The 22,771-nt window shown below is 68.9% G+C and carries 15 protein-coding genes; 7 read left to right on the forward strand and 8 right to left on the reverse strand.

What is annotated here, in order from left to right; genetic code table 11:
* The first annotated feature begins 57 nt into the window (after positions 1 to 57).
* A complete protein-coding gene (locus HXX10_RS25455) occupies positions 58 to 1,815 on the forward strand; it encodes a radical SAM protein (RefSeq protein WP_296526106.1) in 1,758 nt (585 codons plus the stop codon).
* Positions 1,816 to 1,846: 31 nt separating this feature from the next.
* On the opposite strand, the gene HXX10_RS25460 is transcribed toward HXX10_RS25455, so the two are convergent.
* The 4 genes from HXX10_RS25460 to HXX10_RS25475 all read right to left on the reverse strand — a co-directional run bounded on the left by HXX10_RS25460 (position 1,847) and on the right by HXX10_RS25475 (position 5,109).
* On the reverse strand, positions 1,847 to 2,218 hold the full coding sequence (locus tag HXX10_RS25460; protein ID WP_296526107.1) for a DUF6455 family protein: 372 nt from the start codon (positions 2,216 to 2,218) through the stop codon (positions 1,847 to 1,849).
* A gap of 61 nt (positions 2,219 to 2,279) precedes the next feature.
* Positions 2,280 to 2,945 carry a TetR/AcrR family transcriptional regulator gene (locus HXX10_RS25465; RefSeq protein ID WP_296526109.1) on the reverse strand — a complete coding sequence of 222 codons (666 nt, stop codon included), beginning with the start codon at positions 2,943 to 2,945 and terminating at the stop codon, positions 2,280 to 2,282.
* Between the two features lie 96 nt (positions 2,946 to 3,041).
* Positions 3,042 to 4,727 carry a thiamine pyrophosphate-binding protein gene (locus HXX10_RS25470; RefSeq protein ID WP_296526110.1) on the reverse strand — a complete coding sequence of 562 codons (1,686 nt, stop codon included), beginning with the start codon at positions 4,725 to 4,727 and terminating at the stop codon, positions 3,042 to 3,044.
* A 58-nt stretch (positions 4,728 to 4,785) separates the two neighbouring features.
* Positions 4,786 to 5,109 carry an NIPSNAP family protein gene (locus HXX10_RS25475; protein WP_296526111.1) on the reverse strand — a complete coding sequence of 108 codons (324 nt, stop codon included), beginning with the start codon at positions 5,107 to 5,109 and terminating at the stop codon, positions 4,786 to 4,788.
* A 419-nt stretch (positions 5,110 to 5,528) separates the two neighbouring features.
* On the opposite strand from HXX10_RS25475, the gene HXX10_RS25480 reads away from it, so the two are divergent.
* Positions 5,529 to 6,884, forward strand: a complete 1,356-nt coding sequence (locus HXX10_RS25480; protein ID WP_296526122.1) for a TolC family outer membrane protein — start codon at positions 5,529 to 5,531, stop codon at positions 6,882 to 6,884.
* 21 nt (positions 6,885 to 6,905) lie between these two features.
* Here HXX10_RS25480 and HXX10_RS25485 read toward each other — a convergent pair whose 3' ends face one another.
* A complete protein-coding gene (locus tag HXX10_RS25485) occupies positions 6,906 to 7,583 on the reverse strand; it encodes a response regulator transcription factor (RefSeq protein WP_296526112.1) in 678 nt (225 codons plus the stop codon).
* 258 nt (positions 7,584 to 7,841) lie between these two features.
* Here HXX10_RS25485 and HXX10_RS25490 point away from each other — a divergent pair, with 258 nt between their 5' ends.
* Together HXX10_RS25490 and HXX10_RS25495 are read left to right on the forward strand one after the other, a co-directional pair.
* On the forward strand, positions 7,842 to 9,077 hold the full coding sequence (locus HXX10_RS25490; protein WP_296526113.1) for an efflux RND transporter periplasmic adaptor subunit: 1,236 nt from the start codon (positions 7,842 to 7,844) through the stop codon (positions 9,075 to 9,077).
* A 19-nt stretch (positions 9,078 to 9,096) separates the two neighbouring features.
* Entirely contained in the window at positions 9,097 to 12,351 is a 3,255-nt protein-coding gene (locus HXX10_RS25495; RefSeq protein WP_296526114.1) for an efflux RND transporter permease subunit, read from the forward strand.
* Positions 12,352 to 12,366: 15 nt separating this feature from the next.
* Here HXX10_RS25495 and HXX10_RS25500 read toward each other — a convergent pair whose 3' ends face one another.
* On the reverse strand, positions 12,367 to 14,424 hold the full coding sequence (locus tag HXX10_RS25500) for a carbohydrate porin (RefSeq protein WP_296526115.1): 2,058 nt from the start codon (positions 14,422 to 14,424) through the stop codon (positions 12,367 to 12,369).
* A 262-nt stretch (positions 14,425 to 14,686) separates the two neighbouring features.
* On the opposite strand from HXX10_RS25500, the gene HXX10_RS25505 reads away from it, so the two are divergent.
* Genes HXX10_RS25505 through HXX10_RS25515 form a run of 3 tightly spaced genes read left to right on the forward strand, consistent with a single transcriptional unit; the run spans position 14,687 to position 19,184 of the window.
* Positions 14,687 to 15,802 carry an efflux RND transporter periplasmic adaptor subunit gene (locus HXX10_RS25505; protein WP_296526116.1) on the forward strand — a complete coding sequence of 372 codons (1,116 nt, stop codon included), beginning with the start codon at positions 14,687 to 14,689 and terminating at the stop codon, positions 15,800 to 15,802.
* Positions 15,802 to 18,882: a CusA/CzcA family heavy metal efflux RND transporter gene (locus tag HXX10_RS25510; protein WP_296526123.1), complete on the forward strand. Its 3,081-nt coding sequence runs from the start codon at positions 15,802 to 15,804 to the stop codon at positions 18,880 to 18,882. The genes HXX10_RS25505 and HXX10_RS25510 overlap by 1 nt, the downstream gene beginning before the upstream one ends.
* The gene (locus HXX10_RS25515; RefSeq protein ID WP_296526117.1) at positions 18,879 to 19,184 is read left to right on the forward strand and encodes a DUF3240 family protein; all 306 of its coding nucleotides are present in this window, start codon (positions 18,879 to 18,881) and stop codon (positions 19,182 to 19,184) included. Before HXX10_RS25510 ends, HXX10_RS25515 begins: the two co-directional genes overlap by 4 nt.
* Here the strand turns inward: HXX10_RS25515 and HXX10_RS25520 are convergent, their stop codons facing one another.
* Together HXX10_RS25520 and HXX10_RS25525 are read right to left on the reverse strand one after the other, a co-directional pair.
* On the reverse strand, positions 19,185 to 20,216 hold the full coding sequence (locus tag HXX10_RS25520) for a hypothetical protein (RefSeq protein WP_296526118.1): 1,032 nt from the start codon (positions 20,214 to 20,216) through the stop codon (positions 19,185 to 19,187). It lies immediately after the preceding gene.
* 198 nt (positions 20,217 to 20,414) lie between these two features.
* The gene (locus HXX10_RS25525) at positions 20,415 to 22,493 is read right to left on the reverse strand and encodes a carbohydrate porin (protein ID WP_296526119.1); all 2,079 of its coding nucleotides are present in this window, start codon (positions 22,491 to 22,493) and stop codon (positions 20,415 to 20,417) included.
* Between the last annotated feature and the right edge of the window lie 278 nt (positions 22,494 to 22,771).

A 22,771-nucleotide genomic window follows, 5' to 3' on the forward strand; every position in this document is an offset into this window, starting at 1 on the left:
TCCCGGCGCCGGCTGTGCCAGGATAGAAACGAACGAGAAACGTTCGGGGGAGGCTCCATGGCCAGCGCGGCGGGACGGCGTCGATTCCAGCTCATCCTGGTGAAGCCGTCGCGCTACGACGACGACGGCTATGTGGTGCAGTGGTGGCGCTCGGTGATGCCGTCGAACTCGCTCGCCTGCCTGTACGGCATCGCGCGCGACGCGGCCGAGCGGCGGGTGCTGGGGCCGGACGTCGACATCGACATCGAGGCGATCGACGAGATCAACACGGCCGTGCGGGTGGACGAGGTCATCGCGCGCATCCGCGCCGCCGGCGGCTTCGGCATGGTCGGGCTGGTCGGCGTGCAGTCGAACCAGTTCCCGCGCGCCGTCGACATCGCCCGGCCGCTGCGGGCTGCCGGCGTGCCGGTGGTGATCGGCGGCTTCCACGTCTCCGGCTGCCTCGCCATGCTGAAGGAGACGCCGCCGGACATCCAGGAGGCGCTCGACCTCGGCATCAGCTTGTTCGCCGGGGAGGCCGAGGGCCGGCTCGACCGCGTCCTGCAGGACGTCGCCGCCGGCACGCTTGCGCCCGTCTACGACTACCTCGACGACCTGCCCTCGGTCGTCGACGTGCCGACCCCGGCGCTGCCGCCCGAGGTGCTGGCCCGCACCCTCAACCAGCATTCCAGCTTCGATGCCGGCCGCGGCTGTCCGTACCAGTGCTCGTTCTGCACCATCATCAACGTGCAGGGCCGCCAATCGCGCCGGCGCTCGCCCGACGATGTCGAGCGGCTGATCCGCCAATCGCTGGCGAGCGGGTCCGGCCGCTTCTTCATCACCGACGACAACTTCGCCCGCAACAAGGACTGGGAGCCGATCCTCGACCGCATCATCGCGATGCGCGAGGCCGAGGGGCTGAACCTGCGCTTCTCGATCCAGGTCGACGCGCTCGCCTACAAGATCCCGAGCTTCGTCGAGAAGGCGGCGCGGGCCGGTGTGCGGCAGGTGTTCATCGGGCTGGAGAACATCAACCCGGCCAACCTGCTCGCCGCCAAGAAGCGGCAGAACAAGATCACCGAGTATCGCGAGATGCTGCTCGCCTGGAAGCGGGCCAAGGTGGTGACCTATGCGGGCTACATTCTGGGCTTCCCCAACGACACGCCCGAATCGATCCGCGCCGACATCGAGATCATCAAGGCCGAGCTGCCGCTCGACATCATCGGGTTCTACTTCCTCACCCCCCTGCCCGGCTCCGAGGACCACAAGGTCCTCGCCGAGAAGGGCGTGTGGATGGACCCCGACATGAACAAGTACGATCTCGAGCACTGCGTCACCGGGCACGCGACCATGTCGCGCGAGGCGTGGATCGGCGCCTATCGGGACGCCTGGACGACCTATTACACGCCCGCCCATATCGAGACGATCATGCGGCGCGGCGCCGCCACCCGCACGGTGCTGGCGCGTCTCGTCACCATGCTGTTCGTCTATGCCGAGGTGATGGCGGTGGAGAACGTCCATCCGCTGCAGGGCGGGCTTTTGCGCATCAAGCGGCGGCGTGACCGCCGGCCGAGCGTCCCGATCGAGCCGGCCTGGCGCTTCTATCCGAAATTCGCCGTCGAAACCGTGTGGAAGCAGGCCGTGCTGACGAAGCGGCTCGCCTCGCTGCTGCTGCTCTATGCGCGGATTCGGCGCGACCCGAACCGCCACGCCTATCTCGACACGGCGCTCGGCGCCGACGCCGGAGAGGACGGCCTCGCGCTGCTCACGCACACCCAGGAGGCGCGCGACGCCGTCGCGCACAGCCGCAAGCTCGCCGCGCTGGGGGCGCGCTGAACGGACGGTCGGCCGATCAGATCAGATTGGTTCAGTGCACCGTGTGGCGACGCGGCGGCAGCACCGCCTGATCGAGGGCGAGGCCGTCGAGCCGCTCGGCATAGGGGCAGAAGGCCGGCGCACGCGATACCGCGACGGGCGCCCGGGCCAGCCAGTTGCTGCACACTTCGGCGGAACGGCAGATCTGGCACGAGCGGATGACGCTTCCGAGCGTCCGCCCGAAATAGCCGTCGACTTCCTCCTCACACTCGATTCCCAGCCGTTCCATCATCTCGCCGATGTTGGCGGAAAATCGGTCGAATCTGTCGAAATCTCGCATCGTCGTCTCCGCGGCGCGGCATCCTCGGCCGCCACCGTGGGCAATTTGGAAGATCCGGATGTGAGCGTCCTTGATCTTAGGCAAGCGGAACCTTGATCTGCAGCAAACGCCCCCGACCCTCGCGCCACCCGGGCATGCGTGCCGATCAGGCCGCGTCGTCGACCGGCCACGGCGCTTGGACGACCAGGCCGCGGGCCCGCGCATCGACCACGCCGAGCGCCCGCAGGACGAGCAGCACCATGGCCTGCACGGTCTCCTTCTGCTTGGCCGGGTCGGCCGTCTCGTCCGCGGACGGGCCGATCAGCGCCTCGACCAGGGCGCCCAGAATGGCGTCGGCGCCGATCCGGGCGTCCTGCTCGGGTAGCCGTCCCGATGCCACGGCGGCCCGGATACACCCCTCCAGCACGGCCGCGACGGCGCGCCGGCAGGCGCGGCGCTGCGCCTCGATCTCCGGCTCGACCGGTTCGGCCAGCATGGCGAAGACCAGCCGCCGTTGCCGCAAGGCACGGCCCGCGAAGGTGGTGACGGCGGCGGCGAGCCCGGACAGCGGCCCGGGTGCGCCGGACGCCGCCGTGGTCATGGCGGCGACCTCCTGCTCGCTCACCTGCTCGAGCAGGGCGGCGACCAGGTCGGCCTTGGCCGGGAAGTAGCGATAGACCGTCCCGGCCGCGATACCGGCCCGCTCGGCCACCGGGACGATCTGGACGCCGGCGAGCCCCTGCGCGGTCGCGACCGCGCGGGCAGACGCCAGGATGTCGTCCCGGCGGGCGGCCAGGCGCTCGATGACCCTTTCGGTGCGGCGGTACGGCATGGCGGGCGGTCGCCTGAAAGCGATGAGTCGGGATTCACGGAACTCTGCCGTGCCGCCGGCCGCCGCGCAAGCGTAGAAAGCCCGAGATCCGGTCGCTCACCCCTCCTCGCGGGCCAGGGCCGTCTTGCGGATGCCGGCCAGGGTCGCGGTCGGCGTGATGGCCTCGGGGTCGATCTTGAGGTGCAGGATCGCCGGCAGGCCGGAGGCCTGCGCGGCCGCGAAGGCCGGCGCGAACTCCGCCGTGGTCTCCACCGTCGCGCCGAAGCCGCCGAAGGCCCGCGCATAGGCGGCGAAGTCGGGGTTGCGTAGCGTCGTCGCCGAGACGCGGCCCGGATACTCGCGCTCCTGATGCATCCGGATGGTGCCGTAGATGCCGTTGTCGCAGACGATGACGACCACCGGCAGGCCGAACTGCACGGCGGTCGCGAACTCCTGGCCGTTCATCAGGAAGTCGCCGTCGCCGTTGACCGACACCACGGTGCGCCGAGGGTGGAGGCGCTTCATCGCGATCGCCGACGGCACCGCATAGCCCATCGAGCCGGAGATCGGGGCGATCTGGGTGGCGAACTGCCGGAACCGGTAATAGCGGTGGATCCAGCCCGCATAGTTGCCGGCCCCGTTGGTAATGACGGAGTCGGGCGGCAGGTTTTCGCGCAACCACAGCACGACCTCGCCGAAATTCACTCCGCCCGGCACCGCGGCCGGCGTTTCGCTCCAGGCGAGATAGTCGGCATGCGCGGCCGCCGCCTCGCCCTGCCAGGCGATGCTCGCGGGCGGCACCAGCGTCGCCGCAGCCTGCGCGAAAGCCACCGGCGTGGCGTTGATGGCGAGATGCGGCCGGTACACGAGGCCGAGCTCCTCGGCGCCCGGATGGACATGCACGAAGGTCATCTGCGGGCCCGGAATGTCGATCAGCGTGTAGCCCTGCGACGGCAGCTCGCCGAGCCGGCCGCCGACCAGCAGCACCAGATCCGCCTCCTTCACCCGGGCCAGCAGCTTCGGGTTCGGGCCGATGCCGAGGTCGCCGGCGAAGCACGGATGCAGCGCATCGAACAGATGGGTGCGGCGGAACGTGGTGGCGACCGGCAGGGCGAAGCGCGACGCGAAGGTGGCGATGGCGGCATGGCCAGCGTCGGACCAGCGGCTGCCGCCGAGCAGCAGGATGGGCCGCTCGGCCGTGGCCAGCATGTCCTGCAAGGTGGCGAGGTCGGCCGCACCGGGCGCCGTGTCGACGGGCCGGAAGGGCGGCGCCGGCGGCGCCTCGATCCGCTCGGTCAGCACGTCCTGGGGCAGCGCGACCACGACCGGGCCGGGCCGGCCGCTGGTCGCGACATAGAAGGCGCGCGAGATCAGCTCCGGCATGCGAGCCGGATCCGTGATCTCGACGACCCACTTGGCCATGCCGCCGAACATGGCGCGGTAGTCGACCTCCTGGAACGCCTCGCGCTCGCGCTGGTCGCGGCCGACCTGGCCGATGAACAGGATCATCGGGCTCGAATCCTGCTGGGCGATGTGGACGCCCGGCGAGGCATTGGTGGCGCCGGGGCCACGGGTGACGAAGCAGACGCCCGGCCGGCCGGTCGCCTTGCCGATCGCCTCCGCCATCATGGCGGCACCGCCCTCCTGGCGGCACACCGTGACGGCGAGGTCGCGATCGTGAAACGCGTCGAGCACCGCGAGATAGCTCTCCCCGGGGACGCAGAAGACGTGCTGCACCTCGTTGACGATGAGCTGGTCGACGAGGGCTTCGGCAGCCGTGCGGAGATTGCCTTGCAGACGCATGGGACGGTTTCCGGATGACGGGAGGGGCTGGCGGGAACTGGCTGCGACGCGGAACGCCTCAGCGCCGGATCGGCGCGAAGGAAGCCGGAATCATCAGGCTGGTCTTCTGCTCGACCAGCAGGCCGGCCTCCGAGTTCAGCTTCTGATACGCCTTCCCTTCCGGATCGGCCAGCATGGCGGCGCGGCGCGCGGCGCGCTCGGTCGCATCCTCGTAGGCCCAGATGTGGACCACCGTGTCGAGCTCGCCGGACTCGCTGAACATGTCGGCGACCGGGCGGCCGAGATGCCGCATCTGCGCGGCCATTCCGTGCTCCTCGTCGAGATCCAGATAGGCCTGAACCTTGGTGGGCTTGATCCTGGAGGTGCGGTGATCGACGAGCACGGCGGTCTCCCTTGACGACTCCACACGGGCGCGAGGGCGATCATTCGAAGCCCGCGCACCCTGTCAATAGCGCACGGCCGTCAGGCAACTGTAAGCTTGGCACCCGTATCCAATTCGTTCGTACAGATCCTGGCGGGCGGCGCGGCTTTCCGGCCACGTCCAAACGAAATCCGCCTGTGATTCGTGGTCGCACTGGCGACCGAACCGTTAATTCGTAGTAAAGACGTCGCCGGGCCGCGAGGCATGGCAAGGACAATGATCCGCACCCCCGATGGTGCGGGCCTCGGGCCCGAGGCGGTCGGACGAGAGCGCGGGGAGCGATGGTTTCGTCAGTGAATGCGTGCGCCACAGGCGCGCGGAACCGGCGTGGCGACGAGCAGGTCGGGCGGTGTCGCGTGCCTCCGCTCGCGGCGGCCGCGCTGGCGCTCGCCGCGCTGTGCGTCGTCGCGCCGCGGCCGGCCGGCGCCGAGACCCTGCCGGTTGCGCTGGTGCGTGCCTATCAGACCAACCCGGTTCTCAATGCCGAGCGGGCCCGCCAGCGCGGCACCGACGAGAACGTCTCGATCGCCCTGTCGGGCTATCGGCCGCAGATCGCCGCCGGGTTGAGCCCCAGCCTGATCGCGCTGCGCAACCTGATCCCGGGCGGCGACAGCGAGTCGGCGACGCTGCGCGGCTACACGGCGCAGCTCACCATAAACCAGGTCCTGTTCAACGGGTTCCGCACCGGCAACCAGGTCCGCCAAGCCGAATCGCAGGTCCAGTCGGGCCGCGAGGCGCTGCGCGGGGTCGAGCAGTCGGTGCTGCTCGACGCCGTCACGGCCTATATGAACGTGGTCGCCAGCCAGTCGCTGGTGGAAGCCCAGCGCGTCAACCTGACGTTCCTGCGCGAGACGCTGGCCACCACCCGCAAGCGGCTCGAGGCCGGCGACGTGACCCCGACCGATGTCGCCCAGGCGGAGGCGCGGCTCTCCCGCGGGACCGCCGATCTCAACGCGGCCGAGGTCGCGCTCGCGATCGCCCAGGCGACCTACGAGCAGGTGATCGGCTCAGCCCCCGGCCGCCTCGCCTCGGCCGAGCCGATCGACCGGCTGCTGCCGCGCGGGCGCGACGAGGCGATCACGCTCGCGCGGCGCGACAACCCGGCCGTGCGCGGCGCCAGCTTCGACATCGACGTCGCCCAGTACGCCATCAAGATCAACGAGGGCGCCCTTTATCCCACGCTCGGCGTGCAGGGCACGCTGCTGAGCACCAAGAACACCGACACCACGCTCGGCACCACGGCGACCAACTCGGCCTCGCTGGTCGGCAGCCTCAACATCCCGATCTACGACGGCGGCCAGGCCGCCGCCCAGGTGCGCCAGTCGAAAGAGGTGCTGACCCAGACCCGCATCGTGCTCGACCGCGTGCGCACCCAGACCAACACGGCCACCGTGGCGGCGTGGGTCACCCACGAGGGCGCCAAGATCGCGCTCGCCGCCTCCGAGTCCGAGGTGCGGGCCGCCGGCATCGCGCTCGCCGGCGTGCAGCGCGAGGCCCAGGCCGGCCAGCGCACCACGCTCGAGGTGCTCAACTCGCAGCAGGACCTCACCCAGGCCCGCTCGCGTCTGATCCTCGCCCAGCGTGACCGCGTGGTCGCCTCCTACACGCTGCTCTCGACCATCGGCCGGCTCGATCACAAGAGCCTCGCTTTGGCGACCTCGAGCTACGAGCCGCAGGTCCATTACGAGCAGGTCCGCGACGTCTGGCACGGCCTGCGCACGCCCGACGGGAAGTAGAGCCGGGCGACGCCGCGCCGGTCAGCTCGCGGCGTCGCGGATCAGATAGCCGACGCCGCGCACCGTGTGGATCGCCACCCGGGCGCCGCAGTCGGCGAGCTGCCGGCGCAGCCGGTGCACGTAGACCTCGATGGCATTGGCCGAGAGGTCGCCCGCGACCCCCGACAGCTCGTCCTCGACCAGCCGCTTGGGGACGACCCGGCCCTTTCGCCGCATCAGGATCTCCAGCACGGCGACCTCGCGGGCCGACAACACCTGCGGCTCGTCGTCGACGAAGGCCTGCCGGCTCGCCGTGTCCAACCGCAGATTGGCGAGCACGAGAGCGAGTCCCTGGAGCTCGCGCGGCCGCCGCAGAAGCGCCTCCAGCCGGGCGAGCAGCTCCTCGAAGGCGAACGGCTTCACCAGATAGTCGTCGGCGCCGCTGCGCAGGCCCTCGACCTTGTCGTCGATGCCGGAGCGCGCGGTGAGCACCAGCACGGCGGCAGGGTCGCGGTGCGCCCGCATGTCGCGCACGATGGTGAGACCGTCGGCATCCGGCAGGCCGAGATCGAGGATGACGGCGCCGAACCGATGCGCCGCGACCAGATCCCGCGCCTCGGCGGCGGTCGACACGTGATCGACCAGATAGCCGGCCGTCTTCAGCCCGCCGGTCACCAGCCGCGCCAAGTCCTCGTTGTCCTCGACCATCAGCACCCGCATGCGACCGCACTCTCGCGACGTCGACGGCCATCCGGCCCCCGCGCGACGTTACTCCAGCGCCGCGGCTCGCGGAAGCCGCGCCGTCGTTTTGCAACGCTTCGGATCGCTTAAGGCCGCCGTCAGACTCGCGTAAGCGCGCTGTAAGACGAGCACCCTAGTTCTGATCACGTTCCGCCCGCGGCCGTCTGGTCGCCCACATCGAAGTCCCAATCGAAGTCGGCCGAACGGCCGCGGGCTCCTCATTCGGAGATCGATCCGATGCGTCGTTTCGAAGCGTCCGTCATCCAACGTGTCGCCGCCGCCGTCACGGTCGCGACGATCGCGCTCGCCGGCGCACTGACGCTGGCCGGCCGATCCGGCGCGAACACGGAGCCCGCGGCCACGCCCGGCAAGCCGGCAGCGGACCCGCGGTCCTTCCTGGTGAGCGATCGTCAATGGGACGATCTCCGGGTGGAGACGGTGGAGAGCAGAAACTTCGTGTCGCGGCTGACCACCGAAGGGCGCATCGCCATCGACGAGAACCGTGCGACCCCGATCTTCTCACCCTATGCGGGGCGGATCACCCGGCTCCATGCCCAGCCGGGCGAGGAGACGACACGCGGCCAGCTCCTGTTCACGCTCGAATCGCCCGACATGGTGCAGGCGCAGAATGATTTCATTACCGCCACCGCGGCGCTCGACAAGGCGCGCTCGCAGCTCCGCCTCGCCCAGACGGTGGAACGCCGACAGAACGATCTCTATGCCGCCAAGGCGGTGCCGCTGAAGGACTGGCAGCAGGCGCAGGCGGACCTCGTCGGCGCCGAGAGCGACATGCGCGCGGCCGAGATCGCGCTCGACGCGGTGGTGAACCGGCTGCATCTGCTCGGCCGCACCGACCAGGACATCGAGGCGTTCCGCAAGACCGGACGGATCAGCCCGGAAACGCCGATCTTCGCACCGCTGTCCGGCACCATCGTCCAGCGCAAGGTCGGGCCCGGGCAGTATGTCAGCGTCGGCGCAAGCGACCCGGTCTTCACGGTCGGCGATCTCTCCACCGTGTGGCTGATCGCCAATGTGCGCGAGAGCGACGCCGCCAAGGTGCGGGTCGGGCAGGCCGTGACCTTCAAGGTGCTGGCTTTCCCGGGCCGCCGCTTCGCCGGGCGGCTCGACTATGTCGCCGCATCGGTCGATCCGGCGAGCCGCCGCCTCGCCGTGCGGGCCGTGATCGACAATGCCGACCGCGCCCTCAAGCCGGAGATGTTCGCCAATGTGTCGATCGCGATCGGCGAGGAGGTGAGCGCCGCCGCGGTGCCGCGCACGGCGCTGGTGCACGAAGGCGAGACGGTGCGGGTGTGGGTGGCGACGCCGTCGCGCCGGCTCGAGCTGCGGGAGATCCGTTGCGGCCTGATCGACGAGGGCGTCGTCCAGGTCGTCGAAGGCCTGCAGCCCGGCGACCGGGTCGTCACCCGCGGCAGCCTGTTCATCGACCGCGCCGCCAAAGCCCGCGACTCCTGATCCCGGTCCGAGTGTCCCCATGAATCGCGTCGTCGCCTTCGCCCTGCACCAGCGGCTGCTGGTGCTGATCATGGTCCTGATGCTGTTTACGGGCGGCCTGGTCGCCTTCCGCGCCCTCAACATCGAAGCCTATCCGGATCCGGTCCCGCCGATGGTGAACGTGATCACCCAGAGCGAGGGCATGTCGGCCGAGGAGATCGAGCGCTACGTCACCATCCCGATCGAGACCCAGCTCTCGGGGATCCGCCATCTCACCACGATGCGGACCATCTCGCTGTACGGCCTCTCCGACGTGAAGCTGCAGTTCACGTTCGACTATTCCTACGAGGAGGCGCTCCAGCAGGTGCTCAACCGGCTCGCTCAGCTTCCCGCGTTGCCGAACGGGGCGACGCCGCAGATCAACCCGGTCAGCCCGATCGGCGAGATCTACCGCTACAAGCTGGTCGGCCCGCCGGGCTACAGCGTGCTCGACCTCAAGACGCTGCAGGACTGGGTGCTGGAGCGCCGTTTCCGCGCAGTGCCGGGCGTGATCGACGTGATCGGCTGGGGCGGCAAGACCAAGACCTACGAGATCCAGGTCGATTTCGACCGCCTGATCGCCTACGGCCTGACGCTGCCGCAGCTCGTGCAGACGCTGAACAACTCGAACATCAATGTCGGTGGCAACACGGTGAACATCGGCCCGCAGGCCGCGGTGGTGCGCGGCGTCGGCCTGATCCGCTCGCTCGAGGATCTCGAGACGACGATGCTGACCCAGGTCAACGGCAGCCCGGTGCTGGTGCGCGACGTCGCCAAGGTGCAGGTCAGCCACGCGCCGCGGCTCGGCATCGCCGGCAAGGACGACGACGACGACATCGTCCAGGGCATCGTGCTGATGCGGCGCGGCGAGAAGAGCCTGCCCTCGATCGAGAACGTCCAGCGTGCCGTCGAGAAGATCAACGGCTCGAGCATCCTGCCGCCCGGCGTGCGGATCGAGCGCATCTATGACCGCAAGGACCTGGTCGACCTCACCACCCACACGGTTCTGCACAACATGCTGGCCGGCATCGTGCTGGTGTTCATCCTGCAGTGGATGTTCCTCGGCGACTTCCGCAGCGCCGTCATCGTCGCCTCGACCATCCCGTTCGCGCTCTCCTTCGCCATCGGCATCATGGTGCTGCGCGGCGAATCCGCCAATCTGCTCTCGGTCGGCGCCGTCGATTTCGGCCTGATCGTCGACGCCACCGTCATCATGGTGGAGAACATCTTCCGACGGCTCGCTCACCGCCCAGACCCCGCGGAGCGCGCTGCCGGAACGTCCGGCGCCGCGGCGAGCCCCCCCTCGCCCGGCGACACCGCGGCGCCGGACACCACAGCCCAGGCCGTTGCTCGCGGCGGCTTCACCGGCAAGCTCGCCGTGATCTACGAGGCGGCGACCGGCGTGAACCGGGCGATCTTCTTCTCCGGCGCCATCATCATCGCGGCATTCCTGCCGCTGTTCACGCTGACGGGCGTCGAGGCGCACATTTTCGGACCGATGGCGAAGACCTACGCCTATGCGCTGGTCGGTGCGCTGATCTCCACCTTCGTGGTGGCGCCGGCGCTCGCCGCCATCCTGTTGCCCGAGCATGTCCGCGAGACCGAGACTTGGCTGGTGCGGGCGCTCGCCGCGATCCACCGGCCGGCGCTCGACTTTGCGATGACGCACCGCGTCGTGACGCTCGCCGGCGCCTTCGCCCTGATGGCGGTCGCGGCGCTCGCCGGCCGATCGCTCGGCCTCGAGTTCCTGCCCAAGCTCGAGGAGGGCAATCTGTGGATCCGCGCGACCCTGCCGGCCACCATCTCGCTCGAGGAGGGCTCGGGCTACGTCAACCGCATGCGGCGCCTCGTCCGCAGCATCCCCGAGATCGAGACCGTCGTGTCGCAGCACGGCCGTCCCGACGACGGCACCGACGCCACCGGCTTCTTCAACGTCGAGCTGTTCGCGCCGCTGAGGCCGGACTCCGCTTGGCGCCACGGCCTCACCAAGGAGGCGCTGACGGCCGAGATCCTCGCGCGGCTGGAGGCGGAGTTTCCCGGCGTCGATTTCAACTTCTCGCAGTATCTGCAGGACAACGTCGCCGAGGCGGTGTCGGGCGTGAAGGGCGAGAACTCGATCAAGCTCTACGGCAACGACCTCGAGGCGATCACGGCGAGCGCCGAGCGCATCAAGGCGGTGCTGGCGAGCGTGCGGGGCGTCGCGGATCTCGCGATCTTCACCTCGCTCGGCCAGCCGACCATCCAGATCGACATCGACCGCGAGCGCGCCGCGCGCTACGGGCTGGCGCCGGGCGACATCAACGCGGCCGTCCATGCGGCGATCGGCGGCCAAGCGGCAGGCGATCTCTACGAGCCGGGCAGCGACCGCCACTTCGCCATCGTGGTGCGGCTCGCGCCCGAGTACCGGCAGACCCCGGAGGCGATCAAGACTCTCAGCATCGGCGTCACCTCGGCGAGCGGCGGCACCTCGCAGATTCCGCTCGGCGAGGTGGCGACCGTGTCGCTGGTCACCGGGCCGGCCTTCATCTATCGCGAGGGGCAGGAGCGCTACATCCCGATCAAGTTCAGCGTGCGCGGCCGCGACCTCGGCTCGACCATCGCCGAGGCGCAGGCGCGCATCGACGCCGAGGTGCGGCTGCCGGCCGGCTCGCGGCTCGAATGGGTCGGCGAGTTCGGCAATCTGCGCGACGCGCTGGCCCGGCTGGAGATCGTCGTGCCGCTGACCATCCTGCTGATCGCCGTGCTGCTCTACATCAATTTCGGCTCGCTGACCGACACGCTGCTGGCCGTCAGCGTCATTCCGATGGCGGTGATCGGCGGCATCGTCGCGCTGTTCGTCACCGGCACGCCGTTCAGCGTGTCGGCCGCGATGGGCTTCATCGCACTGTTCGGCATCTCGGTGATGGAGGGCGTGATCCTGTTGACCTACGCCAACCAGGCGATCGAAGCCGGCGGCGCCGACCGCCTCGCGGCGGTTCGCGACGCCGCGACGGCGCGGATGCGGCCCGTGATGATGACCTGCGTGGCCGCCTGCGTCGGCCTGCTGCCGGCCGCGCTCTCCACCGGCATCGGCTCGCAGGTGCAGCGTCCGCTCGCCATGGTGGTGGTCGGCGGCATCCTGTTGGCGCCCGCCTTGATCCTGATCGTTCTGCCGGTGCTGATCAGCCTGGTGTCGCGGCGCCGGCCGGCCGACACGGCGGCCCCGGCCGGCACGGCGCCGTCGGAGCCGGCGGAGCCGGCCGAGCGGCCGGCGTGAGCAGCGCAGGCGCGATCAGAAGAACGAGCGCAGGCGGAAGGCGGCGATCGAGGCCGGTCCGCGGTCGCGGTTGTAGCCCGGGTTGATGACGAGCTGGTGGTCGAGGGTGGCCCGGAAGGCGCCGAGCGGAAAGCTGTAATAGGTCTCCAGGATCTGCTCGAGGCCGGGATGGGGCAGCTTGCCGTCGCCCAGCAGGGCGGTGAGGCCGCCGGCGTTCAGATAGGCGACATGGGCATCGGAGATATGGTTGACGATGCCGGCGATGCCGATCGAGTCGTCGGAGCGCCCCCACATCCGGCCGGACAGCACCGTGCCGGCCGCGACGGTGCGGTCGACGTCCGTGAAGGCGTTCACCTCGAGGTTCTTGTCGTTGAAGCCGGCGCGGGCGAACAGCCCGATGTCGGGCGTGATCTGCTGCTCCAGATTGACCGAGAGGCCGGGCTTGCTGGTGTAGCGCCGCACGGCCGCGAGGCTCGGAGTGGTGCCGGTCGCCTGCCCCAGCGCAATGGCGTCCTCGAAGCGGCCGAGCCGCGCCCGGCTCAGGAAGCCCGTCACGGCGATCTTGCCGGGCTGCCCCCAGAGCTGATAGCGGCGCTCGACCTCGCCGATCATCTGGAACTGGCCGAAGCTCGGATCGAGATCCGTGAAATTCGGTGTCACCGGCAGATCGAAGACGCCGGCCCGATAGGTCCAATCGCCGCGATACCACTCCACTGCGGTGCCGTAGGTGAAGGCCCAGGCGTCGGCGGCGTAGTCGAAGGTCGCGGTGTCGGCGATCGTCCAGTTGAGGAAGTCGGTGCGCGGATCGTGCGCGTATTTGTTGGTGTCGAACACGTCGACGGAGGAAAACTTGCCGGCCGTGATCACCAGCCGGTCACTGGTCTGCGACCCGGCGAACTGGTTGATGCCGCCCTCGACCTTCTCGACCGTGCCGCCGAGATCGATGGTCTGGCGGATGAAGGCGCGCGGAATCCGCGCATACGGATAGGCGTTGCCGACCTTGTAGGCCTCGCCGCTCGGGAAGCCGGCGATGCCGAACGTGTCGGAGAGGCCGAAGCCCTGGTCGATCTCGGGATTGATCCAGAATTCGGCGCCGTCCCACAGGCGCGCCCCGACATAGAAGGTGGCGTCCCAGGTCTGGCGGCCCTGGCTCGGGATCATGCTGTTCTGTCCGGCATAGGGCGAGCGGAACGGCAGCGCGGCCTGATACGTGAAGGTGGTCTGTCCGTGGACGGCGAAGCGGTCGAGCTCCAGCGGCGAGATACCGGTCGTGAGCAGGTCGCCGACCTTGCCGCCCTCGCCGATCCGGTAGTTGAGGCCGAGCCGGACAGTGTGCAGCGAGAGATCGGACGTGAACGCCTGCCCGGACATCGGGAACGTGACGGTACTGCTCTCGAAATGCGTGTAGAGATACTCGGCGCGCGCGCTCCAATTCGGCGCCAGCGGCAGCTCGATGCCGCCGCCCGCCGCCCAGCCGAGCCGCCAAAGCTGGATCGGCTCGGTGCCGTCCTGCTCCTCCTCGCCGGTCGCCGCGGAGCGGTTGGGCGTGCGGGTCAGTCGGTCGTAGCTCCAGGCGAAGCCCGCCGTGCCGTAGGCGAGAAAGCTGTCGAACGCGTAGCCGACCCGGCCCCGCACCGTGCCCGACAGCACCACCCGTTCGCCATAGCCCGTCTCGCCAAAGGTCGGCGACCAGAACACCCGCTCGTTGCCGATCCGATTCGGGGCGGAGACGTCGGCCTCGACGCCGAGCACCAGACGCGAGGGAAGAGCCCAGGTGTAGCCCGTCTGAAGGCCGAGCGTATAGCTGCCCGTGCCCTTGAACATGTCGTAGGTGTTGAACATGTCGACTGTGCCGGTCGAGGCGCCGCCGGCCGGCTCGCTGGCCAACCAATTGGACGTTCCGGTCGCATAGCCGAGATGGGCGCCGAGATGGAATCCGGTCCAGTCGTACGCTACGGGGGCACCGGCAGCCGGAGCGCCAGCCACGCGCGGAGCCAGCTCGGCGGCCCAGGCTGGGCCGCACGCGAGCAGCGCACAGATCGCGCAGATGTCGAGCAGATGCCGAGTCTTCATGCTTCGTCCATACACTGGCGCCTTATGCTCCAAATGGCCTGACGATGCGGAGCGGCTGTTTTTCGCTGCCGATGTAACCGTTTGGCAACACTCCCGGACTCGTCTGTCCAGCCCCATGCGTTACGACACTTCTGTGACAGGTACACAACGCCCCGCCGGGGCATGCGGGGAGGTCGTCAGGCTTCCGTCAGCCGGTCGAGGCGACACTGCGATCCGTCGCCGGTTTGCCGGCCGTGCGCCGTGCACCAGACGAACGAGCACCATGCCCAAGATATTGTCCCTGCTCATTTGCAGCCTTCTGGCGGCCGGCCTCGGAACGCCGGCGACGACGGCCCGGGCCGGCGACGCGCTCGCGGTCTCGGCCAGCCAGGCCGAACGCGTCGGCATCGAGACGTCACGGCTCGAGGAACGTCCCGCCTCCGTGGGCCTGCGGTTCCCCGCCAAGGTCGTGGTGCCGGCGCATCGCAGCCGGCTGCTGAACGCCCCGCTCGGCGGTCGCATCGAATTGATGGCGGCCCGCATCGACGAGACGGTCAAGGCCGGTCAGGTCCTCGCCGAGTTGCAGAGCCCGCCCCTCGCCCAGGCGCAGGCCGAGTTCCTGGTCGCCCACAACAAGGAACAGCTCCTCAAGGAGACGTTCGAGCGCGAGCAGTCGCTGTCGCCCTATGGGGCGGTGCCGCGCAAGCAGGTCCTGGCTACCGGCAACGAGTATGCGCAGGCGCGCGCCACCACGGCCGAGCGCCGCCAGGCGCTGCGCCATTACGGCATGGTGGACACCGCCATCGACCGGCTGATCGCCACCCAGGCGCTCGATGCGCGCCTCGTCGTCGTCTCGCCGGTCGACGGCGTCGTGATCGAGACGACCGGGGTGCCGGGCCAGACCGTGGAGGCGCTGGCACCGCTCTATCGGCTGGCGCAGCTCGCACCGCTGTGGATCGAAATCCAAGTCCCGGCGGCGCGGGCCGGAAAGTTTGCCGTCGGCGCCGCCGTGGTGATCGACGATCCCGCGATCACCGGCCGCGTGGTGTCGATCGGCACGAGTGTCGAGGCGACGGCGCAGACCGTGATCGTTCGCGCCGAGTTCACCGAGTCGTCCGCGGATCTGCGACCCGGCCAGGTGGTCGAGGCCCGCATCGCCCCGATGGTCGCCAGCGAGGCGGAATGGCGCGTCCAGTCCGGGGCGCTCGTGCGGCGGGGCAACGACGCCTTCGTGTTCGTGCAGACGCCGACCGGCTTCGTCGCGACGCCCGTCACGGTGCAGGAGGAGATGCCGGAATTCGCCGTGGTCAGCGGCACGTTCAAGGGCGACGAACGGATCGCCGTGCGCGGGCTCGCGGCGCTCAAGGGGGCCTGGCAGGGCCTCGGAGGGGTCGAGTGATGCTCGACCGACTGGTGGAGTTCTCGCTCGCGCACCGGCTCCTGATCGTGCTCGCGACCGTCCTGCTGATCGCCGGCGGCGTCTACGCGGTCCAGCAGTTGCCGATCGACGCGTTCCCGGACGTCTCGCCCGTGCAGGTCAAGGTCATCGTGAAGGCGCCCGGCATGACGCCGGAGGAGGTCGAGACCCGCGTCACCGCGCCGCTCGAGCTCGAGCTGCTCGGCATTCCGAACAAGAAGATCCTGCGCTCGGTGAGCAAATACGCGCTCGCCGACGTGACGGTCGATTTCGAGGACGGCGTCGACATCTACTGGGCGCGCAACCAGGTGGCGGAGCGCCTCGCCGGCCTCGTCAAGGATCTGCCGACGGGCGTCACGGCCGGGCTCGCACCGATCACGACGCCGCTCGGCGAGATGTTCATGTTCACCATCGAGGGCGGAGGACTGTCGCTCGCCGAGCGGCGCAGCCTGCTCGACTGGGTGATCCGCCCCGCCTTGCGCACACTGCCGGGCGTCGCCGACATGAACTCCCTCGGCGGTCACGTTCGCAGCTTCGAGGTCGTTCCGAACAATCTCGCCATGGCGGCGCGAGGGATCTCGGTCGACATGCTGCAGAAAGCACTTGAGGCGAACAACCGCAACGGCGGCGCCGGCCGTCTCACCGACGGCGAGGAAGTCCTGCTGGTTCGGGTCGACGGCAGCGTGCACACGCTCGACGACCTCCGCGCCATCGTGGTGGCCTCGCGGCCGGGCGGCATGGTCCGCATCGGCGACGTGGCGGAGGTGCGCATCGGCAGCATCACACGCTACGGCGCCGTGACCCGCGACGGCGAGGGCGAGGCCGTGCAGGGCCTGGTGCTCGGCCTGCGGGGCGCCAATGCCAGCGACGTGGTGAAGTCGGTGCGCGCCAAGCTCGCCGAGCTCGGCCCCATCCTGCCGCCCGGCGTGACCCTGCGGGTGTTCTACGACCGCGGCGACCTGGTCGACCGCGCCGTCGGCACGGTGGCACGATCGCTCCTGGAGGCGACCGTCCTGGTGGTGGTGCTGCTGATTCTCTTCCTGGGCGACTGGCGCGCCGCCCTGGTGGTCGCCCTCACGCTGCCGCTGTCGGCACTCGGAACGTTCGTGCTGATGCGTCAGGCCGGCATGTCCGCCAACCTGATGAGCCTCGGCGGGCTGGCCATCGCGATCGGCATGCTGATCGACGCCGCCGTCGTGGTGGTGGAGAACATCGTCGCCCATCTCGCCCACGACAGGCACGCCGGCCGGGTTCCGCTCCTGCATCGCATCTTTCACGCCATGCGCGAGGTGGTGGTGCCGGTCACCTCCGGCATCATCATCATCATCATCGTGTTCCTGCCGCTGCTGGCGCTGCAGGGACTCGAGGGCAAGCTGTTCATCCCGGTCGCGCTCGCCATCGTGTTCGCGCTGGCGAGCTCGTTGCTGCTGTCGCTCACGGTGATTCCGGTGCTGGCGTCGCTGCTGCTCCGGACCGGCGGGCACGGCGACACCTGGCTGGTCCGCCGCAGCATCGCGCTGTACGATCCGGTGCTGCGCTTCGTTCTGCGGCACGAGAAGGCCGTGCTGGCCGTTGCCGGCGTCGCCTTCGTGGTGACCATCGTGGCCTACGGCCAGCTCGGCAAGACCTTCATGCCGACCATGGAGGAGGGCACGCCGATCGTCAGCGTCGAGAAGCTGCCCTCGATCAGCCTGGATCAGAGCACGGCGCTCGACCTGCGCATCCACCAGGCGATCATGAAGGACGTGCCGGAGGTGACCGGCATCGTCGCCCGCACCGGCTCGGACGAGCTCGGGCTCGACCCGATGGGCCTCAACCAGACCGACACCTATCTGCTGGTGAAGCCGCCCGAGACATGGCGGCGGCCGGGCGACAAGGACTGGCTGATCGGGGAGCTCCGCAAGTCGTTGGCGCAACTCCCGGGAATCGGCTTCAGCTTCACCCAGCCGATCGAGATGCGGGTGCAGGAGATGATCATCGGAGCGCGCGGCGACGTGGTGGTGAAGATTTTCGGGCCCGACATCGCCACCCTGAACGACCTCGCCGAGCGGATCACGGCGGAGCTCAAGACGATCCCCGGCAGCGAGGACGTCCGCACCACCCTCAACAAGGGCTTCCAGTATCTCAGCGTCAATATCGACCGCCTGCAGGCCGGCCGGCTCGGAATCGATGTCGACACCCTGACCGAAGCGTTGCGCTCGCAGATCGAGGGCAAGTCGCTCGGCATCGTGCTGGAAGGCGCCCGGCGCACGCCCGTGCTGTTGCGCGGCACCGACGCGCTGCGCGACTCTCCGGCCCGGTTTGCCGGCCTCAATCTGGTCCTGGCAGACGGCAAGGCGGTGCCGCTGGCGACCATCGCGACGCTGGAGCGGATCGACGGACCAGTGAAGATCGATCGCGAGAACGGTCGGCGCACCGCTCTTGTCCAGAGCAATGTGGGGGGCCGCGATCTGGTCGGCTTCGTCGACGAGGCCAAGCGCGTCGTCGGCGAACGCGTGCCGCTGCCGGAGGGCTACATGCTCGCCTGGGGCGGCCAGTTCGAGAACCAGCAGCGCGCGGCGGCGCGCCTCGCCATCGTGGTGCCGCTCGCGCTCGTGCTGATCTTCGTGCTGCTGTTCGCGACCTTCGTCTCGGTCCGCCAGGCGCTGCTGGTCTTCGTCAACATCCCGTTCGCGCTGATCGGCGGCGTGTTCAGCCTGCTGGCCTCAGGTGAATATCTCTCGGTGCCGGCCTCGATCGGATTCATCGCGCTCCTCGGCATCGCCGTGCTCAACGGACTCGTGCTGGTGTCCTGCTTCAACCAGCTCCGCGACGAGGGCATGGCGCCGAACGAGATCGTCATCACCGGAGCGCGGCGCCGCCTGCGGCCGATCCTCTTGACCGCGAGCATCACGGCGTTCGGCCTGGTGCCGCTGCTGTTCGCCGAGGGGCCGGGTTCCGACGTGCAGCGGCCGCTCGCCATCGTGGTGATCGGCGGCCTGGTCTCGTCGACCATGCTGACGCTGCTGATCCTGCCGATCCTCTATCGCCGCTTCGGCCTGCCGGCGGAGCGCCGCGCATGACATTGGCAGCACTCGTCCTGTTGATTCCCGCCGCCCTGGAAGAGGAGGTCGTAGACCGCATGCTCGACCACGACTCTGTGGCACGTGCCGGGTTCATCACCCGCGATGTCCGGTTCCACGGCGACGCCGCCGCCTATCAGAGCGTCATCGAGCAGGTCCGCGGCTACACCCGCGTCGTCGAGATCACGGTGACGCTGCCGGAGCCGGACCTCCGCCGCCTGCTGGCCTCGGTGTCGGAAGCGCTGCCGGGGCGCGGCATCTCCTATCGCATCGTGCCGATCGCGGAGGCGAGCACGCTCTGATCAGAAATGCGCGGTGAGCCGCAGCAGCGCCTGGTTGCGCTCGTAGTTGCGCAGGTCGAAGGCGGCCGGGTCGCCGACCGCCTTGCCGGCCACCTGATAGTTCCAGGTCCCCGACAGACCGACCACTTTCGAGAGCATCAACGAGAAGGTCGGGCCGACATAGAGGGCCTCGCCGCGGAAGTGGTCGAGCCCGAGCCCGTCATAGGCGCGCAGATAGCGGGTCTCCACCCCGACCAGCACCTTGGGCATGATCTGGTAGGAGAACGCGCCCTGGATGGCGACCTCCGACGAGTGCGTCCACTCGCGGGTGCCGAGCAGACGCGCGGCATCGCCGGTCCAGCCAAAATTGAAAGCGCCGAACAGCTTGTCCGGAATCAGCTCCTTGTCCATCAGCATCGAGACGACGCTGCCGTAGCCTTCGACCCGCTGCCCCGAGACGGGATCGACGCCGGTCCAGCCCGGCTCGAAGTTGAGGGTCAGCCCGAACGGGTCCTTGTGGCGATCCATCACCTTGTAGCGGATCTCGACCGAGGCCTCCTGCAGGCCCGCCTCGCTGTGGTCGACGAGCTCCGGCACGCCCTCGATCCGGTGCGAGCCGAACGTGAAGCCGGGCGCGATCCGCAGATTGTCCGTCACCGTGTATTTGAACTGGGTATGGGTGGCGGTCGAGACATACAAGCCAAAGCGCTTGCCGATGCCCGAGAAGGTCTCAAGCTCGAGCTCGAGCTCGCCCTTGTCGCCGATGTCCGAGCCCATGGTGATACCGAAAATATGCTCGGTGTCGACCTCGTCCTCGTCCGCGTGGGCTTGCGGCGTGGCGGCAGGGCGCCGGATGCCGGCCATCGGCGGCGGCGCATAGGCGAGCCAGCTCTCCGCCTCGCTGGCCGCGACCGGCGACGCCGACGCAGCAAGCATCGCCAGCCCGGCCAGGAGCCCGGCCAGAATCCCGGCGACGACGCCGGGACGCGGCCGTGCGCACGACCGAAACACGCTGTCCCGCATGCAGCGGGCGATGTGCCGACTGACCGACATGCCCCCCGGAACCTGCGGTCCCGCCCCGTGACTGCCTCATCGACCGTTGTCAGCCGCCTCTCGATCGGACTATGCGAGAGAGACGGCACTTCAGCGCCGATAATATAGGCAACGCTCGCTCTGCGTACCAACTCCGAAGAGTCGGAGCAAGAAGCAGCGAGGTGTCAGGACGGCGAAGACCCGGACCCGTGGCCTGTCCTAGAACTCGCCATGCAGGCGCGCCGCGAACAGCGACACCGGCCCACGATCGGCGTTGTAGGCCGGATTGACGACGAACTGATAGTCGAACGTCAGGGCCATGCCGGGCGAGAGATTATAGGAGTAGTAGGTCTCGAGCACTCTTTCGGTCCGATAGTTGAGCATGCCGTCGCCGATCAGGATGCCCATGCCGCCCGCGGCGAAGAACGCCCGTCCCTCGGGGGACAGGCCGTCGATGACACCGCCGAGGCCGATCTTGTCGTTGGGCCGCCCCCAGGACGTGCCCTTGAGCACGCCGCCGACCATGATGCTCTCGTCGCTGTCCGTCCAACCCATCTTCTCGGTCTGACCGGCGCCCCAGCTCGCCCGCGCCATCACACCGAGGTCGTCGGTGATCGCCTGCTCGGCGTTGACGACGAACCCGTAATTGTTGCGAACCGCGCGGGTCGCCACGATGTCCGCAGGCATCCCGGTCTGCAGCGCGATCGCCGTGGCCTCGGCATAGCTCCCCAGCATCCCGCGGTTCAGGTAGCCGAGAAAGCGCAGCTTGCCGGGCTGATCGAACAGCGAGTAACGCAGCTCGAGCTCGGCCAGATACTGGCCCTGGTCCGGCATATGGACGTCGAAATTGTTGACGTTGGAGACCGCCGGCAGGAGGAAGTAGCCGACGCGGAACGCCCAGCGCTTCTGGTTCAGCTCGGCGGCGGCGCCCCAGGTGTAGCCGACCTTGTCCATGGTGAGGTCGTAGGAGCCGCAGCAGTACATGTTCCAGTTCATGAAATCGACGCGCGGATCGTGCGAGAACGAATTGGCGTCGAACAGATCGATGACCGACATTTTGCCGGCCGTCACGGTGATGCGGGACACGTCGCGCTTGCCGGCGAGCTGATTGGGGCCGTCCTCGACGGTTTCCTGCTCGCCGCCGAGCCCGAAGGTCTGGCGGACGAACACCCGGGCGATATTGGCGCGCGGCATCGGAAAGCCCGACTTCTGCGCTTCGCCATTGGAGTATGCGCCGAGCCCGTAGGTGTCGCTCAGCCCGGATCCCTGCATCAGCTCCGGATTGAGGTAGATCTCGGTACCCTCCCAGGGACGGACGCCGAGGAATGCCGTCGCACTCACCGTGTTCTTGAACTGACGGCTGCCGGTGAGGCTGTTGGTGCCTTCATAGGGCGAGCGGAACGACGGATAGGCCTGGCCGATGGCCGTGAACTGGCCGTGGATGTTCCAGTTCTCGCCGACGTTCCAGTCCTTGCCGATCGGCTCGGCCTTGCTGGCCGGCGCCCAGCCCGAGGGGGAATCGCCCCACCGCAGCGATCGATTGATGCCGACGCGCAGCATGTGCATGTTGATGCTGGAGTCGTAGACGTCTCCCGACGGGAACGCGGCCTGCACGCCGCCGATGTGGTCGTAGAGATATTCGAGCCGCGCGCTCCAGTCCTTTGTCACGGCGAACTCGGCACCGATACCGGCCGCCCAACCGGTCCGCGTCGGCGTCAGCTTGTCCACGGGTGCGGCCACGCCCGGATTTTCGGTCAGCCGCGCCTGCGAGACCAGAAAGCCGCCGGTGCCGTACAGCATCCAGCGATCGAAGGCGTAACCGACCCGTCCTCGGACCGTGGCGATGTAGTCCACCTGCTCGATGAACTGGGTCCCCTGCGCGTTCGTGCGGTTCGCCGCGAACCCGTCCTCGAGGAAGTTGGGGAATGTCGCGTCGACCTCGACGCCGAGCATCAGGCGAGACGGCAGGACGACGTTGTAGCCGCCCTGGAAGCCGGCATAGAGGCTGCCGAACGGCGTCGCGAAGATGGTCGGATCGGGATCGCGCAGCGTGCTGTGGGTGTCGCCGCGACCATAGCCGAGATGCCCGCCGAAATAGGCGCCGCTCCAGTCGTACCGCGCGACCGCACCGTTCCAAACATCGGCTGCGAGATCGGCGGCGGCGAGCGGCGACACCGACGTGAGGAGCGATGCCAGCCCGGCGACGAGCGGAGCGGTAAATCCGGATCCGCGGCCGAGCCGTGCGGACCGATGCGATCGGGCCCGCGCGCCCGCGGCGATGAGCCGAGTGGCCGACATGAGAACCCCCAAACCCGTCGGCCACCCCCGTGACCGTCCCCTCCCCCCTTTGTGCAATTCGGAACCACTCGCGTCAAGAAAATACCGTTTTAGTGTCAATAGTTTAGAAGACGTACAAAGTACGGCACCGTATGGCAGGGGTGGTGTGGGCGCCCCGGAGCGGGGCGAGGAGGCCGGCGATCCGGACGAATCGCGGGTGGACTCGAACATGGCGAGAGCGGGTATGATACGGTTTCCGGGTGATTGACTCGGAGGATTCCGAGACTGTTGCGAAGCAG

This window comes from Rhodoplanes sp. (assembly GCF_013377085.1).
Classification (GTDB): domain Bacteria; phylum Pseudomonadota; class Alphaproteobacteria; order Rhizobiales; family Xanthobacteraceae; genus Rhodoplanes.

What these genes read in the sequence shown, in the direction of transcription:
- HXX10_RS25520 (WP_296526118.1), bottom strand. Translation starts at nt 20,216, where the DNA reads ATGTCGGTCAGTCGGCACATCGCCCGCTGCATGCGGGACAGCGTGTTT.
- HXX10_RS25470 (WP_296526110.1), bottom strand. Translation starts at nt 4,727, where the DNA reads ATGCGTCTGCAAGGCAATCTCCGCACGGCTGCCGAAGCCCTCGTCGAC.
- HXX10_RS25525 (WP_296526119.1), bottom strand. Translation starts at nt 22,493, where the DNA reads ATGTCGGCCACTCGGCTCATCGCCGCGGGCGCGCGGGCCCGATCGCAT.
- HXX10_RS25505 (WP_296526116.1), top strand. Translation starts at nt 14,687, where the DNA reads ATGCCCAAGATATTGTCCCTGCTCATTTGCAGCCTTCTGGCGGCCGGC.
- HXX10_RS25485 (WP_296526112.1), bottom strand. Translation starts at nt 7,583, where the DNA reads ATGCGGGTGCTGATGGTCGAGGACAACGAGGACTTGGCGCGGCTGGTG.
- HXX10_RS25510 (WP_296526123.1), top strand. Translation starts at nt 15,802, where the DNA reads ATGCTCGACCGACTGGTGGAGTTCTCGCTCGCGCACCGGCTCCTGATC.
- HXX10_RS25455 (WP_296526106.1), top strand. Translation starts at nt 58, where the DNA reads ATGGCCAGCGCGGCGGGACGGCGTCGATTCCAGCTCATCCTGGTGAAG.
- HXX10_RS25515 (WP_296526117.1), top strand. Translation starts at nt 18,879, where the DNA reads ATGACATTGGCAGCACTCGTCCTGTTGATTCCCGCCGCCCTGGAAGAG.
- HXX10_RS25495 (WP_296526114.1), top strand. Translation starts at nt 9,097, where the DNA reads ATGAATCGCGTCGTCGCCTTCGCCCTGCACCAGCGGCTGCTGGTGCTG.
- HXX10_RS25465 (WP_296526109.1), bottom strand. Translation starts at nt 2,945, where the DNA reads ATGCCGTACCGCCGCACCGAAAGGGTCATCGAGCGCCTGGCCGCCCGC.
- HXX10_RS25490 (WP_296526113.1), top strand. Translation starts at nt 7,842, where the DNA reads ATGCGTCGTTTCGAAGCGTCCGTCATCCAACGTGTCGCCGCCGCCGTC.
- HXX10_RS25500 (WP_296526115.1), bottom strand. Translation starts at nt 14,424, where the DNA reads ATGAAGACTCGGCATCTGCTCGACATCTGCGCGATCTGTGCGCTGCTC.